10 protein-coding genes are annotated in these 15,657 nt (G+C 54.4%); 4 read left to right on the forward strand and 6 right to left on the reverse strand.

Going from position 1 to position 15,657, the window contains the following annotated elements:
* Positions 1-31 precede the first annotated feature (31 nt).
* The 3 genes from FF011L_RS02425 to FF011L_RS02435 all read right to left on the reverse strand — a co-directional run bounded on the left by FF011L_RS02425 (position 32) and on the right by FF011L_RS02435 (position 2,584).
* Complete coding sequence (locus FF011L_RS02425; protein ID WP_145349946.1) at positions 32-817, reverse strand: SMC-Scp complex subunit ScpB; 786 nt, start codon at positions 815-817, stop codon at positions 32-34.
* A 6-nt stretch (positions 818-823) separates the two neighbouring features.
* Positions 824-1,552, reverse strand: coding sequence for an SDR family oxidoreductase (locus tag FF011L_RS02430; RefSeq protein WP_145349948.1), 729 nt, complete (start codon positions 1,550-1,552; stop codon positions 824-826).
* Positions 1,553-1,813: 261 nt separating this feature from the next.
* Positions 1,814-2,584: a phosphatase PAP2 family protein gene (locus FF011L_RS02435; RefSeq protein ID WP_218932970.1), complete on the reverse strand. Its 771-nt coding sequence runs from the start codon at positions 2,582-2,584 to the stop codon at positions 1,814-1,816.
* A 560-nt stretch (positions 2,585-3,144) separates the two neighbouring features.
* On the opposite strand from FF011L_RS02435, the gene FF011L_RS02440 reads away from it, so the two are divergent.
* Positions 3,145-4,188, forward strand: a complete 1,044-nt coding sequence (locus tag FF011L_RS02440; RefSeq protein ID WP_145349952.1) for a hypothetical protein — start codon at positions 3,145-3,147, stop codon at positions 4,186-4,188.
* Between the two features lie 210 nt (positions 4,189-4,398).
* Here FF011L_RS02440 and FF011L_RS02445 read toward each other — a convergent pair whose 3' ends face one another.
* Positions 4,399-5,478, reverse strand: coding sequence for an NHL repeat-containing protein (locus tag FF011L_RS02445; RefSeq protein WP_145349954.1), 1,080 nt, complete (start codon positions 5,476-5,478; stop codon positions 4,399-4,401).
* A 124-nt stretch (positions 5,479-5,602) separates the two neighbouring features.
* Here FF011L_RS02445 and FF011L_RS02450 point away from each other — a divergent pair, with 124 nt between their 5' ends.
* Positions 5,603-7,621: an NAD(+) synthase gene (locus FF011L_RS02450; RefSeq protein ID WP_145349956.1), complete on the forward strand. Its 2,019-nt coding sequence runs from the start codon at positions 5,603-5,605 to the stop codon at positions 7,619-7,621.
* Positions 7,622-7,858: 237 nt separating this feature from the next.
* Here FF011L_RS02450 and FF011L_RS02455 read toward each other — a convergent pair whose 3' ends face one another.
* Complete coding sequence (locus FF011L_RS02455) at positions 7,859-9,013, reverse strand: DegT/DnrJ/EryC1/StrS family aminotransferase (RefSeq protein ID WP_145349958.1); 1,155 nt, start codon at positions 9,011-9,013, stop codon at positions 7,859-7,861.
* A 188-nt stretch (positions 9,014-9,201) separates the two neighbouring features.
* Between FF011L_RS02455 and FF011L_RS02460 the strand changes: the two genes are divergently transcribed.
* Positions 9,202-10,605: a TlpA family protein disulfide reductase gene (locus FF011L_RS02460; RefSeq protein ID WP_218932971.1), complete on the forward strand. Its 1,404-nt coding sequence runs from the start codon at positions 9,202-9,204 to the stop codon at positions 10,603-10,605.
* A gap of 98 nt (positions 10,606-10,703) precedes the next feature.
* Entirely contained in the window at positions 10,704-11,741 is a 1,038-nt protein-coding gene (locus tag FF011L_RS02465) for a type II secretion system F family protein (RefSeq protein ID WP_246109680.1), read from the forward strand.
* On the opposite strand, the gene FF011L_RS02470 is transcribed toward FF011L_RS02465, so the two are convergent.
* Positions 11,734-15,114, reverse strand: coding sequence for a PVC-type heme-binding CxxCH protein (locus FF011L_RS02470; protein ID WP_145349961.1), 3,381 nt, complete (start codon positions 15,112-15,114; stop codon positions 11,734-11,736). The genes FF011L_RS02465 and FF011L_RS02470 overlap by 8 nt on opposite strands.
* Positions 15,115-15,657 lie beyond the last annotated feature (543 nt).

Genomic DNA, 15,657 nt, shown 5'->3' on the forward strand with positions numbered 1-15,657 from the left:
ACGGAAACTAGCAGGTGCCATTTCGCGATCGCTACGAATCGGTTGGCGGGCTGATGATCCCTTCTTCTTCGACGTGCGGCAGATCTTCCAGGCTGCTGAGATGAAAGAACTGGAGGAATCGATCGGTTGGGAAATAGGTCGATACCGTTCGCCCGCCTCCGGCCGGTTTGTTCCGCTCGACTCGCAGCATTCGACGACGGACCAGCTGATTTAATAGAGGGCCACTCTCTTTGCCCCGTTGGTCTTGAACGGTTTGTGCATCGACGCCCGGCTGGTACGCGACCAGTGCCAGAACTTCGACAGCTCCTTGGGAGAGGTGGGCGTCCCGGACTTTGCCATAGAATGCCCTTCGCACCGTTTCCAGTTCCGGTGCCAAGAGCATTTGAAATCCGCCTTCTTCGCGAAGGATCCGAATCGCTTGACCTGCTTCGGCGTAGGAGGTGTTCAAGTCATCAATTGTTTGTTCGACTTCTTTCGGAGAAACATCGCGGATCATTCCTGCCAACTGCTTAGCGGTCAGACGTTGATTGTCGGGGTGTCCAACAAACAGGGCCGCTTCGATAATCCCTTCGATAGTTACCGGACCGGTTGATACTTCTTCTTCCTCCACGGGCGGTTCGAGTGGCGGATCCCCCGTGTCGTCGCGATTCGCGGCTTCTTCGTCGGTTGGTTCCGCTTCATTCCCGTCCGCTTCGGCTAATACCTTGGCGTAGACCGCCCCCAGTTCCTCAAGCGAAACTTCCTCCCACTCTTCTTCAGGCTCCTCTTCAGAAGGGGTGTCGTCGTCAGGGAGGTCGGAATCTTCAAGATTACTCATCGATACCTAAACCCATTCCTGGGTTGTTGGCTTGATGACGATTTCAGGAACATGAGCTCGTGGCGGCAAGTGACAGATCGCAGTGACAAGGGCTGCGATGTCTTCCGGCTGAAGGATCGAATCTTTGTGTTCCTGGGTGACTTTGACCGGACGGTTGTCCAAGATCGGAGTGTTCACTTCACCAGGATAGACGTTGGTGATGCGAACGCCTTCGTTGCGGACTTCGTTGCTAATCGCTGTCCCGAGTGCCGTCATGGCAAATTTCGAGGCACAGTAGACAACACCACCTAAAGAGATCGCTCGTTTGCCGGCGATCGAGGAAATGTTAATCACCAAACCATCTTTGCGGCGACGCATTGCGGGAAGGACTTGGTGGATGCAGTAGTAGGCTCCGCTGGCGTTCACCTGCAGGACTTTGTCCCAGTCGTCCGGTTCCATCGCGTCCATTCGCCGGTTGGCAATGTTGATGCCAGCACTATTGACCAGGATGTCGATTTCTCCCAATTCCTTTTCGGCGAACTGAAAGAAGGTTTCGACGCTTTGGCGGTCAGCTACGTCCAGCACATGGGTTAGAACTTTTCCAGACATTTGGCTCGCTGCCGATTCCAATGTCGGTTGGCGACGGCCACCGATCAGGACGTGGCAACCCGCTGCGGCTAGGGCGGTAGCAATCCCGGCGCCGATTCCAGAACCACCGCCTGTAATCGCGACTTTTTTCCCTTCTAGACTACTCATCAATATCGTTCCAATTTCCATCACGGTTGCGAAATGTTTTTTGCGGTAGGAGCTTAATGTAATGGATGAAATATCCAAGCACTAAGGGACCGTCCAGAAATCAGTGACGGTTTTCGAGTGGGGGCTACCGTCTGGCGACGGCCGTTATGGCAGGCACGTTGCTACGCTCGCCAAAGCGTCGACAGACCGGCGATAAGTCACTTGCCGTTTTCATGTCCCGAGCGAAAGGCGACACTGGTTGCTAAAAATGCTGAACCTGGATCAAGCCGCTTGCTGGATCGGTTCTTCGGTTGTCTTCTTGCGTCGGCGCTGGGTCGGTTCCATGTGCTGAAAGAGGGCTCCCAAAAGTCTTGGGTGGAGGCAGATATAGCACCAGAACAATCCAAGGCCCATGCCTCCGATCACATCGCTGAAGAAGTGAGCCCCCGATTGCATCCGCTGCATCATTGTCATTATGGCAAAAGTGACAAACAGATATCGGCCTCGGGGAATCAACATCGAAAGAGCTAACGTCAGTGCGATGGCGGTTGCCACATCCCCACTGGGAAAGGCTCGAGTCCCCGCATCGAATGCGGCAACATGGTCAAGCGTCCAGTCGAAGGACCACAGCCAGGCCGCATCATTGGAGGCTAAGTTTAAATTGATTTGGCTGGGACGCGGCCGGAGGACAAACATTTTGACGACCGTCGCGATCGCACTTGCCCCCAAAGCCATCGTGATTAAGCGTGGCATGCACCAGCGGTGTTGGGGAGCGATCGTGAGGATGGCAACCACAGTGAACAGGACACCGATCCCATGCGAATAGACTTCGCTTAACTGGACCGCTTTCCCGACTTCGGTCGCCAGTGGGTCACTGGCAAACCAGCGGGCGATTGGTAGGTCGACCAGAGTGACCACGGGAACCAGCATCAATGCGATGAACGAGCTCCAGAGGACAACTCGCATTGCTGGCGTTGCGATGTCGGACGTTGGTTCACGATAAAGTCGCAAATTCGTCGTTTCGGTACTTACCGAAGGGGCTTCCGTGCTCATCGTTTCTGACATCCTTACACTGCTAGCATTTGGTCAGCTGTGGGCAAACCTGTCTATAGCATATCGTGCCATTGGGCGGATATGCCGTCTTTGCTTAGCGCGAAAGTGCACAACAGGCATTCTAATCGTTCTAATCGGCATAACTCGGCTTCGAAAATACTCACAGCGCATAAAAAAACGGTGGGTTGGTACCAAACAAGTTACCTTCCCACCGTTTCGGTTTTATCTGATTCGCGAGAATCAATAGATGCTGAGCCTTCAAAGTCCCCACTAGAAGACCCAACGATCCGATCATCAAAAGAACGACGAGGAAGTGACTGCACTTTCTCACCGACAACAATGGAATCGGCAGAGTGAGCCGAAAAACGGAGTCGAAAAGTTAATAACGGTGCATCTCGTTTTGCCGTATGTCCCGGTTCTGCTGAGATGTAACGATTGTGCTGCCTGCGGGGGTGAGGTGGGGTCTGTCTTGACCTCCGGTCCGCTGCGCTGCTATCGAGAGAATCCAACGACGCGCTCCGACGTGTTTCCATTGGCTAACGTTTGATAGCAACTTAGCGATGCTTGACTGGTACAACCCTTCCCTTCACCGCCCTGCCTGCTGGACCGCAATACTAATCACAGTATTGTTGGCCGGTTGTCGCAGCGATCCACATCGCGATCTGTATGAAGATCAGATGGCGAGCGAGATTCGCGTGCTGGAGGATCAGTTGTACGAAGCGGACTATGAGAACAAAGTTCTGCGGAATCGATTGTCGCGCAGCGAAGCAAAATCTTCCCATTCGTCGAAGCAACACTCCTCTGCAGATCCTCAGACCGACTGGGGGATCGCCGACGTCTTACCAAAATCTGGTAAAAAATCTTCTAAATCCGATGAATCGGCTGAAGATCTTGGGGCGACTTTATTGACACCTCCGGGTGGGCTGCCCGATCAAACCGATCGCGATGAGATTAACGACCGCCGTATCGAAACGCCGGGTCGACGGGATGAAGAGATGCCTGGCCCGTCATCCGGTCTTGAGCCACCTAGTTTGGATTCGCTTGATTTTCCTGATGTTGATTTGGGCGAACCGATTCCGCCGCCAGGTCCTGACGCACCACCCGAGCCTCCCATGGGCCAGATTCCATTGCCGAGTCTGAATCCACCGGAATTGCCCGAACCCGTTGCCCTATCGATCAATCCTGTTTTCTCCGGAGGCCACAACTTTGATAGTGATCCCGAAGTGGATGGCGTTTATTTGGTGATTCAGTTTGTCGATGACGATGGCAAAGTCCTTGATTTGAGTGACATGGATATCGATGCCGATCTGTCGGTCGTCTTGCTGGATAGTGAAGCCGAAGGAGACGATCAAACAACTCAGATTGGTCGCTGGGAATTCTCAGCCGAAGAGATCGCTGCGATGCGACGAAGTTCGGTTCAGGACGGAATTCATGTCGCGATTCGCTGGGACGAAAAGCATCCCAGCGGAGACCAAATTGCCGCCTTCGTACGGTTGGCAAACGGGGACGTAAAATTAGAAGGCGAGTCACGCCTCAGTTTGGTCGGAAAAGGCCAAATCGCCGGCTGGGCACCGCGAGGCAAAGAAGCGACCAAAAAGAAGTAGCCGATTGTCGCCTTTCGCGCCGCGACGTGCGATAAATAAGTTGCGAGTAAGGTCGCAGTCAGCCGAGTTCTGAACTCGCTACGGCAGCGAGGATCCGGGAACTCGGCCTGCAGTCCCTTGCTTACGCAGCGGGTTGGGATTTTTGTCGCTTGTCACGCCACGGCAATCCGCCAGCTTATAAATCGCACCACCCCCGCGAAAGGCAACACACTAAGCTCGCGTGAGCTTCGTGATCCGGCCCGTTGACACCCATTCCGCGACATAGATATTGCCGTCGGCATCGAAGCAGGCATCGTGTGGATGGACGAATTTGCCTTCTTCCCAGCGGCTTTCGTCGCTACGGATTGCAAACCCTTTTGATTTTTCTTTATCGGTCAGAATTCGTTGGCGATCTTCGCCAAGCGTCGCCACGGTATTGAAGTCACCGTCCAACAGGGAAACACGCGCGACCAGTTCCGGGATCATCAGCAGGTCGCCGTGGGTATCGGCGTTTGCGGGCAGCCCGAAACCGTCAATCGTGCGTTGGTGTTTTTCGTCCATGTCAAAGGTTTGCAGGCGATTACTGGCTCGGTCGCAGACAACCAGCAGTGGCGATTCTGGATTGCGTTCGTCCAGCCACAGCCCGTGAGGCGTTTGGAACTTGCCCGGTTCTTTGCCGGGGCCGCCAAAGCTGGAGACCCATTTTCCATCCGCGTCGTAACGGTGGATATAGAAACTGCCGTATCCGTCAGCGAGATAGAAACCGCCATCGGGTAGGAATGCAAAATTGGTCGGCAGGAAGCGATCGCGTCCCCATATCTTTTGAGGATTGGCTGCTTCGGCTTCGGCGTAGTGTTCGCTTTGAATTGGGGCGTATTGTTGCCAGACAATTTCGCCCTTGGTAGTCAATTTGGCGATCGTTTTTGCCTGCTGGTAAGCCGCCACATAGAGGAACGTTTCGCTGCCTTCTTGGCGGGCTTCAATTCCGTGCCCTCCTCCCTGAAACATTTGACCGAAGGCTCGGACGAACTTGCCCTCAGCATCGAAGACGAATATGGAGGGATGGTCTGGTTCGGAGGCCATTCCTTCATGAATAATGTAGACCAAGCCATCGGGAGCCACCGCGACGTTATGAGTCGTCTGCCAACGGAAAGAATCAGGCAGCTGCGCCCACTGGTGATTAAAGTGAAACTGGTGGTCTCCGCTGCCGGTTATCTGTTGGGCTGCGGTTCGTTTGCTGGTCAGGATTGCGGGGCCAGCAGCGGCAACGACGGCAGTTGAGTGGATGAATTGGCGGCGAGAAATGGACATGGTGGCGAGTTTCCCTGGATTGCGATAACTTTTCGGTTCCGCAGGCGTGCGGGTCGGTTACGCAAAGCCTATCAGAGGCCAGATCGAAATCCAAATTCGCGAATCGTTAAACAAAAGCAAAGTAATGGCCAACGACTTGCAGCCGAATGAATCTTTTCCACCGTTCGGTCTCTACCGGATCTTGGCCGTTTCTCCTCAGGTAGCGGTCGGGGATCCGGCTAAGAATGTTGAATATCTATGGCAAGCAATCGAAGGCCAACCGCAGGTCGATCTTGTGCTCTACCCCGAATTGGCCATCACCGGGTATAGCTGTGGCGATCTGTTCGCACAGGATGCGCTTTTAGATGCCGCCGTTGAAGCCCTTTTTGAACTAGCGGAAAAGACCGCCCATCTGGATTCACTGATTGTCGTTGGTCTGCCCATTCAGGTTCAGACATCGCTGATGAATGTTGCGGCGGTGATCCAAAAAGGGAAACTGCTAGGAATGGTCCCCAAGCAATTCCTGCCGACCTACGGGGAATTCTACGAAGGGCGATGGTTCCGCGCAGCCGATGGGTCGGAGCCCGATACGTTGACAGTGAACAACACTTCGATCCCGTTTGGACGCGATCTGTTGTTCCGGCATGGAGACGCCGTGCTGGGAATCGAAATCTGTGAAGACCTTTGGACACCGCTGCCGCCCAGTAGCTTCCAAGCCGTTGCGGGGGCAAACGTGTTGTTGAACTTGTCCGCAAGCAACGAGGTCATCGGCAAAGCGAAGTGGCGACGCGATCTTGTGACCAGCCAATCGGGACGATGTGTGGCCGCGTATGCGTATGCGAGTGCAGGACCTACCGAATCGACGACCGACCTTGTCTTCGGCGGGGCCTGCTTGATCGCCGAAAATGGTCAGGTACTGGCGGAATCGCGTCGAGTCGGTGACGGTGGTCCGATCTGGAAAGGGGCGGCTCATGTGATTGCCGATGTGGATTTGCAGCGGATTCAACATGACCGCCGAGTGCTCAGTTCCTTTGATGATGGGCGCAGTCGCTTGACGCATCCCTATCGAACGATCGAAGCGACGGGCAACCGAAAACCCTCTTGCGACGACCTACCCTTGCGTGAGATCGTTTCCCAGCCGTTTGTTCCGGCGGATCTGGCGGACCGTGAAGAACGCTGTGCAGAGATCTTCGGAATTCAGACCGCAGGTTTGGCGAAACGGGTTAGTCGCCTGCCCGAATCGCTACCGTTGATCATCGGCGTTTCCGGAGGCCTTGATAGTACGCTCGCGTTGTTGGTGGCGGTTCAAGCTTGTGATCAGTACGGTTGGTCGCGAAAGCGAATCCATGGTTTGACGATGCCCGGTTTCGGGACCACGGTGCAGACCGAAGAGAACGCGGTTCGCTTGATGGACGAACTGGGGATTGCGACTGAGCGGATTGATATTCGGTCGCTTTGCCTGCAGTCATTCCGGGCCCTGCAGCATAAACCCCTCGGGATTGAAATCGATGATTCGACCACGATCGATTCGCTGCAATCCGAGTTGCAGAAAACCCCTGCGGATGCAAATGATTTGGTGTTCGAAAACGTTCAAGCTCGTATTCGAACGTTTTTGTTGATGAGCCGCGGGTTCGTTTTGGGAACGGGCGATTTGTCGGAACAGGCTCTTGGCTGGAGTACGTACAACGGCGACCACATGTCGATGTACAACGTCAATACTTCAATCCCCAAAACGCTGGTTCGCTATTTGGTAAGGTTCGCCGCCGATCATATGGTGGACGATACCGCGTCGGATTTATTGCATGACATCGCCGATACGCCCATCTCACCAGAATTGCTTCCGCCGGGCGAAGACGGACAGATTCGGCAGCAAACCGAAGACAAAATAGGTCCGTACGAACTGCACGACTTCTTTTTGTATAACGTCATCCGAAACGGATTCTCCCCCGAGAAGATTCGTTACCTAGCGGCCCACGCAGAGTTTTCGGAGGCCTACAGCGAAACGCAAATCGAGGAGGCTTTGCAAACCTTTTATCGCCGGTTCTTTGCCAGTCAGTTCAAACGGAGCTGCGTACCGGATGGTCCCAAAGTTGGTTCGGTCAGTCTTTCGCCAAGAGGAGATTGGCGGATGCCAAGCGACGCAGACCAAGGACCGCATCGCTAGGAAAGCGTTTGGACCGCGTCCCAAGCGAGCTCCGATGAAGAATTTTTAACGGCTAAACGGCCATCGACGATGGCTGACCCCGGCCCAAGGCTTGGCCGAAAGGGCGCAGCGCTGGCAGGTTCAGCTGCGAAAAGGCTCGGATGCGAGAAAGGCTCCGTGCCTGGCGGCACGGAGGACGTTTTGATTCCCAGCGTATGGAGCATACGCCTAGAATTGTGAACCTAACGCAGAGGCGGCTTATGCCGCGACCCGTCCAGCCTGTTGGTAAAATTCGCCGATTTGCTTGACGACCGTTTGCTGTTCGGCTTCGGTCAGTTCGGGGAACATTGGCAGGTTGAGGATTTCGGCACAGGCGGCGTCGGTTTCCGGCAACGAGACTTTTGCGAAAGATTCGTTGCGATAACATTCCTGTTTATGAACGGGAATGGGGTAGTAGATCTCGGTGCCGATGTTTCGTTCACTGAGGAACGCTCGCAGCGCGTCGCGGCGGCCTCCGCCGACTCGGATGCTGTACTGGTTCCAGACGTGGTAGCTATTTTCGGAAGCGACTGGCGATTGGATCTGATCGCTATCGACGACGTCTTTTAGCAGTCGGGAGTAGCGGTCTGCGTTTGCCTGACGTTTGCGAATGGCTTCGGGAAGCTGCGCAAATTTGACTCGCAATACAGCGGCTTGGAAAGAATCTAAACGGCTGTTGATTCCGACAACCTGGTGGTAATAGCGAGGCCGCATGCCGTGGCCGGCGAACAATCGCAAGCGGTCGGCGGTCGCGGGGTCATTGGCGCTTAACATTCCGCCGTCGCCCATGCCGCCAAGATTTTTAGTCGGGTAGAAACTGAAGCAACCGACGGTTCCCCAGCTTCCGGCCGGACGGCTGTGGTAGGCTGCCCCAATTGATTGTGCAGCGTCTTCGATCACAGGAATGTTGTGCTGTGCAGCGGTTTTGCAAATCCGATCGATTTCGGCACATTGCCCAAATAGATGGACTGGGATGATCGCTTTGGTCCGCGGTGTGATCGCCGCTTCAATCGCGGCAGGATCAACATTGAAGGTGTCTGGACGAATGTCCACAAAGACCGGGGTCGCACCAACTCGGGTAATGCAGCTGACCGAGGCAAAAAAGGTGAAACTGGGAACGATGACTTCATCGCCAGGGCCGATGTTCAGCGCTAACAAGGCCAGCAGCAGGGCGTCGCTGCCAGAGGCACACCCGATTGCATGGTCGACCTGAGAAAATGAAGCAATCTCTTCTTCTAACTGAGTAACATCCGGGCCAAAGAGGAATCGACCGCTGTCGACAACCTCCTGTAGCGCTTCCAGAAAAGCTTCTCGCAGCGGAGTATTTCCTCTAGCTACATCCAGAAGTGGTACGCTTGTCGTTCCATCAGACATGTGAATCCCCTTGCCAATCCATGGCTAGCAGACATTTTATTGGTGAATATTGCCAAGTCGGAATACCGAGGCGAGTGAACATTACGCGTTTGGTCCCCTTCCGGTCAAGATCAGCCTTGTCGACCGCCTGTCCGTTGCCGCATATCATGATGGCTCTCCCTAAAACCCCCTTCCCTGGAGTCTTAAACGTGTCTCGATTTTCTCTGGTTTCCCTGCCTTGCGTGAGTGGTTCGTTGCGGACATCGCTCACCGCGTTTGCTGTCGTGTTTTTTGCGGCCTTAGGATGGGGGCAAGCCGAGGAGACTCAAGAGGAAAAGAAGGCCCCTCCCGTGGGGGTGCTTGCTCCGAGCGGAGATGCCGTGGCGATGACTCCCGAAGTTAAAGCGGCCATCGCCCCGTTGTTTAAGCGAATTCGTGACGCCAAAACCAATCGCGTGGTCGCCGAAATGGAATTGACGGCCGCGATCAATGGAGAGCCGGTTGAAACGCAGGCGGGCACTTATCAGATCGTTTCGGCAGGACCCAACCGGGTCTCCGCCATCTTGAAGACGACCGACGAAGAAATGCAGATGGTTGCCGATGGCGAGAAACTTTATTTCGCTCCCCTCGCTACCGCCTACGTCGAAGCAAAGTTGCCCAAATCGTTAGACGCGTTGGCCAGCGATGTGAACACGCCGTTTGGCCCTTTTCCCGAATACATCCTGTCGCTCTCTTTGGCTGGCGTTGACGCTTTTCCCGCATTCTTCCGAACCGCAGGCGGGATGGGAATCAGTGACGGGGAGCGTGAAGAATTGCCCGGGACTCAGCGAATTCATATCCGCCGTGGCGACGGCGTGGTGATTGATTTGTGGGTCCAGAATAAAGAAGAAGCCTCGCCGGTTCGGTTGTCCGTTGATATGACGGGCATGCTGCAAAGGATGAACAATGCCAATATCCCCGAAGGGTTCACCTATGTTTTGACGGTCAATTTTAAACGTTGGGAAGTCGGGGCTGAAGTGAAGGATGAGATGTTCCAGTTCAAACCGAATGCGGATGCCGAAAAATTTGATTCGCTGGACGCGTTGATCGCCTCTCTCTCGGGCGTCCTCGATCCCAGCAGTTTGGTCGGGACTCCCGCTCCAGAATTCACGACCGAGGGTTTGGATGGAAAGCCATTTGATCTCAAGCAGCATCGCGATAAACAGATTGTTGTGCTCGATTTTTGGGCGACTTGGTGCGGCCCCTGTGTCCAAGCACTTCCTAAAATCATCGAAGTCACCAATCAGTTTGCCGATAAGGATGTCGCCTTTTACGCGGTCAACATCGGCGAAGAGAAAACGCGAATCAATGACTTCCTTAAACAACACAATATCGCGCCATCGGTGCTGTTTGATTTGGAGGGGGAAATCGCTCGAGCCTACGGCGCCAACGCGATCCCACAAACGGTTATCATCGGAAAAGATGGGCGAATCGAAGCGATTCACGTCGGGTTCAATGAAATTGAAGCACTCGCCAAAGAATTGACGGCGGAACTGGAAACCCTTGCTGCCGGAAAACATCTGGCAGAAAAAGGCGAAGCGGGTGAAGCCGCTAACCCACCGGCCGCTGAATAACAGCGATGCTTTGTTGGACCCTCACATCGCATGCGGGGTCGCCAACGAATTGTTTTTGCTTGTGCTGTATTGCTTGTTCTAATTGCAAAGAGATTGCCGTGGCTAAGAAAATGGGAATCACGACGGCGGCTGGGTTTTCTCGCCGTTTTGGAACAGGCCATAAAGCGGGTGCAGATACTTTGATGTTGCTTATGGCTGAGGCCAAAAGTGGGTCGACACGGCACCGGCAAGCGATGTTGAATTTGATCGAAGGATTAAAAGAAGGACAGACGCTTTCCAAATCGATGCGTGCCGAGAACGGCTATTTCCCCAAACTAATGGTCTCCATGATGGAGGTCGGAGAACTGACGGGACGCCTGGAGCGAACGATGGCAATGGTCGCCGACCATTACGAACACCGCGTAAAAATGCGGCGGCAATTTTTAACCTGGATCGCTTGGCCGTTGATTCAATTGCTTGCCGGGGTGTTTGTGATTGCGATGTTAATCGTGATCCTGGGCGTCCTGAAACCGGCCGGCGGCGGGGAAATGCTGGATTTCACCGGATTGGGCCTGCGTGGGTTTTCGGGGGCTGCGATCTTCCTGTTTTTCGTGGGCCTGTTCTTCGCCGGAATCGCCGGGATCGTTATTGCCATCCGCAAGAATTTCCTCGGCTGCCATAACTTGATCCCGTTGTTCTATATGATTCCTGTTCTAGGACCGGCAATTCGGACAATCACTTTGGCAAAGTTTTGCTGGGTGCTGTCGCTGACTTTGGATACAGGGCTGGATGCGATTCGGTCGGTGAAGTTGGCACTCGATAGCACCGGTAGCGATTACTATCGCGGCGGGATTAAGCCGGCGACCGACGCAATCCAAAAAGGTCAAAGCCTTTCCAAATCGCTGCGAGCCGCGGACGTTTTGCCGGATGAGTTTTTGGTTCAGGTCGAAGTCGCCGAGCTATCGGGGACGGACGCTGAATCGATCGGTTCGCTTGCCGTCGAATACGATGGCAAGGCAAAGATGGCAATTAAAACGCTTAGTGGCATCTTGTCAGGGGTGATTTGGCTTCTGGTGATCGTCGTGTTTGTTGTCATGATCATGAACATGTTGATCAATATTAACAGTTTCCGAAACGATGCCCTGCAGCCTATTTAGTGTCGCCTTCTTTTAGGAAAGCGAGCAAGTCGGCAAACGCTTGGTCCTGCAGCAGGTCGGCGAAGTTGGCCGGCATGAGCGAGCGACCGGTTGGTTTTTGGAATTCGATCTCCTTTTTGGAAAGGGTTTGCACCTTTCCTGCTCCATCGATTAAACGAACTTGGTTTTCGCTTTCCTCTTGAATCAGACCGACCAGTACGCGGCCATCTAGCGTTAGAAAACTGGTGGTTAGAAAGGCTTTGTCAACATTTCGGTTTGGTGTCAGGATGTCTTCGAAAAGTCTCTCCTGCGGCCGCACGATCGCTCCATCCAGTTGAGGCCCCAGGACGGTTCCCGTGCCTCGCAATTGATGGCAGGCGGCACAGTGCTGTTTGAATAGTGGTTCGCCAGCCAGTGGGTCGCCTTGCAGTCCTTGGATCGTTTCCATACGCTCCATGAACGCTAGGTTTGACTCCGATTCACTCGATTGACCGCGCGTGTGCAACGCTTGTGCGATCGCTTTTTGAGGATCTTTTAAACGTGGTTCCAGTGCGGACCAGACTTCTGGATTGGCGAACACCTGAGCTGTCAGCGAACCGGCGTCCCCCATCTGTAAAATTCTCTCCGTGGAACCTCCCTCTTGGACCCATCGCAAAGCAAACAGAGTTTGCCCCGCTGTGCTTTGGTTTGCGGTGATTTCTCGGCAAACCTTGTCCATGGTTTCGGAATCGTTTTGCAATATCAAAGGCAAGCTGGCAGGCGTTGTCCATTGAATGGCCCATGGCGAGGACGGGGCGACTGCGTCTGCTGAATGGGTCAAGACTGCCTGTAACAACGCTTCAAGGACCAGCCGCGGGTCCTTGCTCGTCTGCATCTGTGAAATGGCGCGAGCGATGGATAGGCGAAAAAGTGGCGGGTAGTTGGGCTCTTCTAAGGCCGCCTGCAGCGTCGCCAGTTGGGCTTGGTTGTTGTCGGTGGAGGCGGACCGTACCATCCACTGCAGGTCGGTTTGAAACGTTTCTAAAGTATTAAAAGTGTTCAGCCAGGCTGGACGGAAGTCCCCTACCGCAAACCATGCATAGGCGTTGCCGGAATCTCCGTCGATTGCCTCGATTTGGACCATGCGGCCGGCTAGCGAGTGAGTGTCCCAGCGTACCTTTTGGGCGATGTCGCTACGCGGAGGATAGGCCTGTTCCAGGACTTCATTTGTATCGGCGTCGACCAAGCGAATTTCGTTCAGACGGTGTGCAGGTTTTGCCGGCGGACCACGATGCCCGGCAATCAAGAATTCGATCATATCGGGAGCCGCAAAGGGGCCGGTCGCCTGGATTCCTGTGTAGGATTCACCAAAAGGGATACTGCTGCTGACCCGCACGGAATCTCCGCTGGCGTTTTGCCGCGGCTGAACCGGCCAGTGGGTTCCGCGGTCACTGTGCCAGAATACAGGTGGATGTGAAGACAGTAGTGAGCGTTCCTCGCGGTGAATCGCCCAGCGATGCTTTGCCAGTTTGCCCGACCACGTCCTCAGTTCGGGTGCGGGAATGGATTGTCCAGAATCGATCGTGTTCCAGATCAAATCCAACCACTCTTCTTGCAGTGCCCAGTCCTCTCCCGCGATTCGCTGAGCGACTTGCACGCAATCGGCCAACCGATCGGAAGTTGCGTTTTCGGCGACTTGTCGAAACAGGTTTCGCGTCCGTTTGTTGACAGGGGCGGCCGCTAAGTAATCCAAGAGTAATGCCGCAGCGTCGGAGGTATCGACCGCTGGTAAAATGTTTGCCAGAGCGTCTTTTTCGGTCGCGGTTAGTTGATCGAGCCAAGGGTATCCCTTTTCTTGATCGCTGGAATCCTTCAATCGACTTGCCACTGCAATCCGCACGCTTTGTCGACCAACATGATCGGCTCTATCCAATTGATGCAGGCGTTTTAAGAGGGCGGGAACGTCATTTAGGTCTCCGTGCTCTCCAAGACGTTCGGCAGCCAAGCGAGCCAAGTGCGGGTTGGAATCTTTTAGGTATTCTCTTGCCAGAAGAGCGATTTGATTCGATCCCTCAGCAGCCTGTAAGTTCGCCATTTGCTGGCGAGCAATCTTGTTGTCTTGTGCCGAATCGCTGGTTGGCGTGGAGGCCGTCTTAGAATCACCGACGTATCGAATCTGCCATATCCGCCCACTGGTTCGGTCGCGACCGGGATGTTCAAGAGGGACTTCGTAGTGTCCGATGATGCGGTTGTAAAAGTCGGCAACGACGATCTGGTTTTGTGGGCCGATTTGGATATCAACCGGTCGAAACCAAGGGTCGTCGGAGGTCAGGAAATCGGGCAACTCTATCCCCACGGCGGTTGCGCCGCGGTATTCGATGGCATTTCGATTTAGACGGCTGGTCATCACGTTGCCACTGATCATTTGCCCGCGAAGTGGCACTATTGGCGAATCGGGTGAGATGTACGCGATCCCTGAAATGGCGGTACTGCCATGCAGGTGATCGACCATCGGAGGCAGGAAACCCAGACCATCATGCGGCCTGCCGAAACTTGGATAGTAGGCGCCTTTGACCAGTTGAGTGATTGGCTTGCTGTGGCAATCGGCGGTATAGAAATAACCCCAGTCGTCCTGGGTCATCCCAAATGGATTGACTTGCCCATGCGTGTATTGCTCCACACGGCTGCCATCCGCTTTGAAGCGAAAAGTGTTGCCTGAAATCAGGGTAATCGATTCGCCGTCCGTTCCCGCAATCGTCGATTGATTGTTGAATCCGTGGCAGGCATAGATCCAGCCATCGTTGCCATCGCGAAGTGCATTGACCATCCCGTGAGTATCGCGTGTTGTATCAAATGGTCCCAAGACGATTTCGCGTTTATCGCATCGGCCGTCTCCGTCGGTATCGCGCAGGTACCACAGATTGGGAATGCTAAAGCAGAGGCATCCGTCGCCGTATGGCAGGACACCGATTGGAATGTTTAGGCCGTCGGCAAACGTGGTTTTACGGTCCGCCGTCCCGTCGCCGTTGGTATCTTCTAGGATCACCACCGCGTCCGCCGTTTGTTCCGCTTCTTGGTCCGGATTCGTTGACGGATAGGGGTAGAGCGAACTTTGAGTCACCCACAGTCGGCCTCGTTTATCGAAGGCCATGTTCAGCGGTTTGGCGATCTGAGGCTCTGCAGCAAACAGATTGATTTCGAAGCCTGCCGGAAGGTGAAACCCAGCTTGTTCCTCCGCCGGGGAGCGCCAAGGGGTGTCGCGCACGCCCAGTCCATAGCTGGCGGCAGGCTGTGCGGGTTCCGCTGCAGCGGAAGTGTTTGCGTGAGCTTGCTCGGACTGAGCCGTGGTTGAATGACACCAAGCGAGCGAAAGGAACAGGCTGGCAAGCAACACAAACAGAGGAGGGACGTGCATGTGAAGAGACTCAAGGATCGCGGATCAAAAAGGCGGGAGTAGCAAAACCACGCACCTTATTGTAACTCCCTTGGAGTCGCAGATTGTCCATCCGCAAAACTCCCAACCCGCTCTCTCGATGCAACTTTTGCGAGGAGCGTGAAATTGATTGTTGACGCATTGCCGGTTCGTCCACGCTCTGGCGAGCGTCGCTACGGTGCTCACGTAGCTGCCGTCGCCTCGTAGCCGCGTCTCTCCGAGACGTGTGATTTATAAGTAAGCGATTTGCAGCTCTCCAAATGGAATCGGCCCCATGCCAGCTTGCCTGGCATGAAGCAAAGATTTGAAGTTAGATCAGCTGTCATATGTTTCAAATAACTCCGGCCTGCGGTTCGGCTTGCCGCTTTCAGCGGCAAGCCGAACCGCAGGCGATACGCTGAGGGTAACCGCTTCTAATTTCAAATCTCTCGTTCCTGTCGGATAAACCGACAAGGGGACGCTGCGCCAGGACGTTTAGTTAGTCAATGTTTGCCACACCACTGCATTCCGCTAGGAAACCGCTAA

It is taken from the genome of Roseimaritima multifibrata (assembly GCF_007741495.1).
Classification (GTDB): Bacteria; Planctomycetota; Planctomycetia; order Pirellulales; family Pirellulaceae; genus Roseimaritima; species Roseimaritima multifibrata.

Coding starts and splice junctions, on each gene's coding strand:
- FF011L_RS02425 (WP_145349946.1), bottom strand. CDS start 817: ATGAGTAATCTTGAAGATTCCGACCTCCCTGACGACGACACCCCTTCT.
- FF011L_RS02430 (WP_145349948.1), bottom strand. CDS start 1,552: ATGAGTAGTCTAGAAGGGAAAAAAGTCGCGATTACAGGCGGTGGTTCT.
- FF011L_RS02435 (WP_218932970.1), bottom strand. CDS start 2,584: ATGAGCACGGAAGCCCCTTCGGTAAGTACCGAAACGACGAATTTGCGA.
- FF011L_RS02440 (WP_145349952.1), top strand. CDS start 3,145: ATGCTTGACTGGTACAACCCTTCCCTTCACCGCCCTGCCTGCTGGACC.
- FF011L_RS02445 (WP_145349954.1), bottom strand. CDS start 5,478: ATGTCCATTTCTCGCCGCCAATTCATCCACTCAACTGCCGTCGTTGCC.
- FF011L_RS02450 (WP_145349956.1), top strand. CDS start 5,603: ATGGCCAACGACTTGCAGCCGAATGAATCTTTTCCACCGTTCGGTCTC.
- FF011L_RS02455 (WP_145349958.1), bottom strand. CDS start 9,013: ATGTCTGATGGAACGACAAGCGTACCACTTCTGGATGTAGCTAGAGGA.
- FF011L_RS02470 (WP_145349961.1), bottom strand. CDS start 15,114: ATGCACGTCCCTCCTCTGTTTGTGTTGCTTGCCAGCCTGTTCCTTTCG.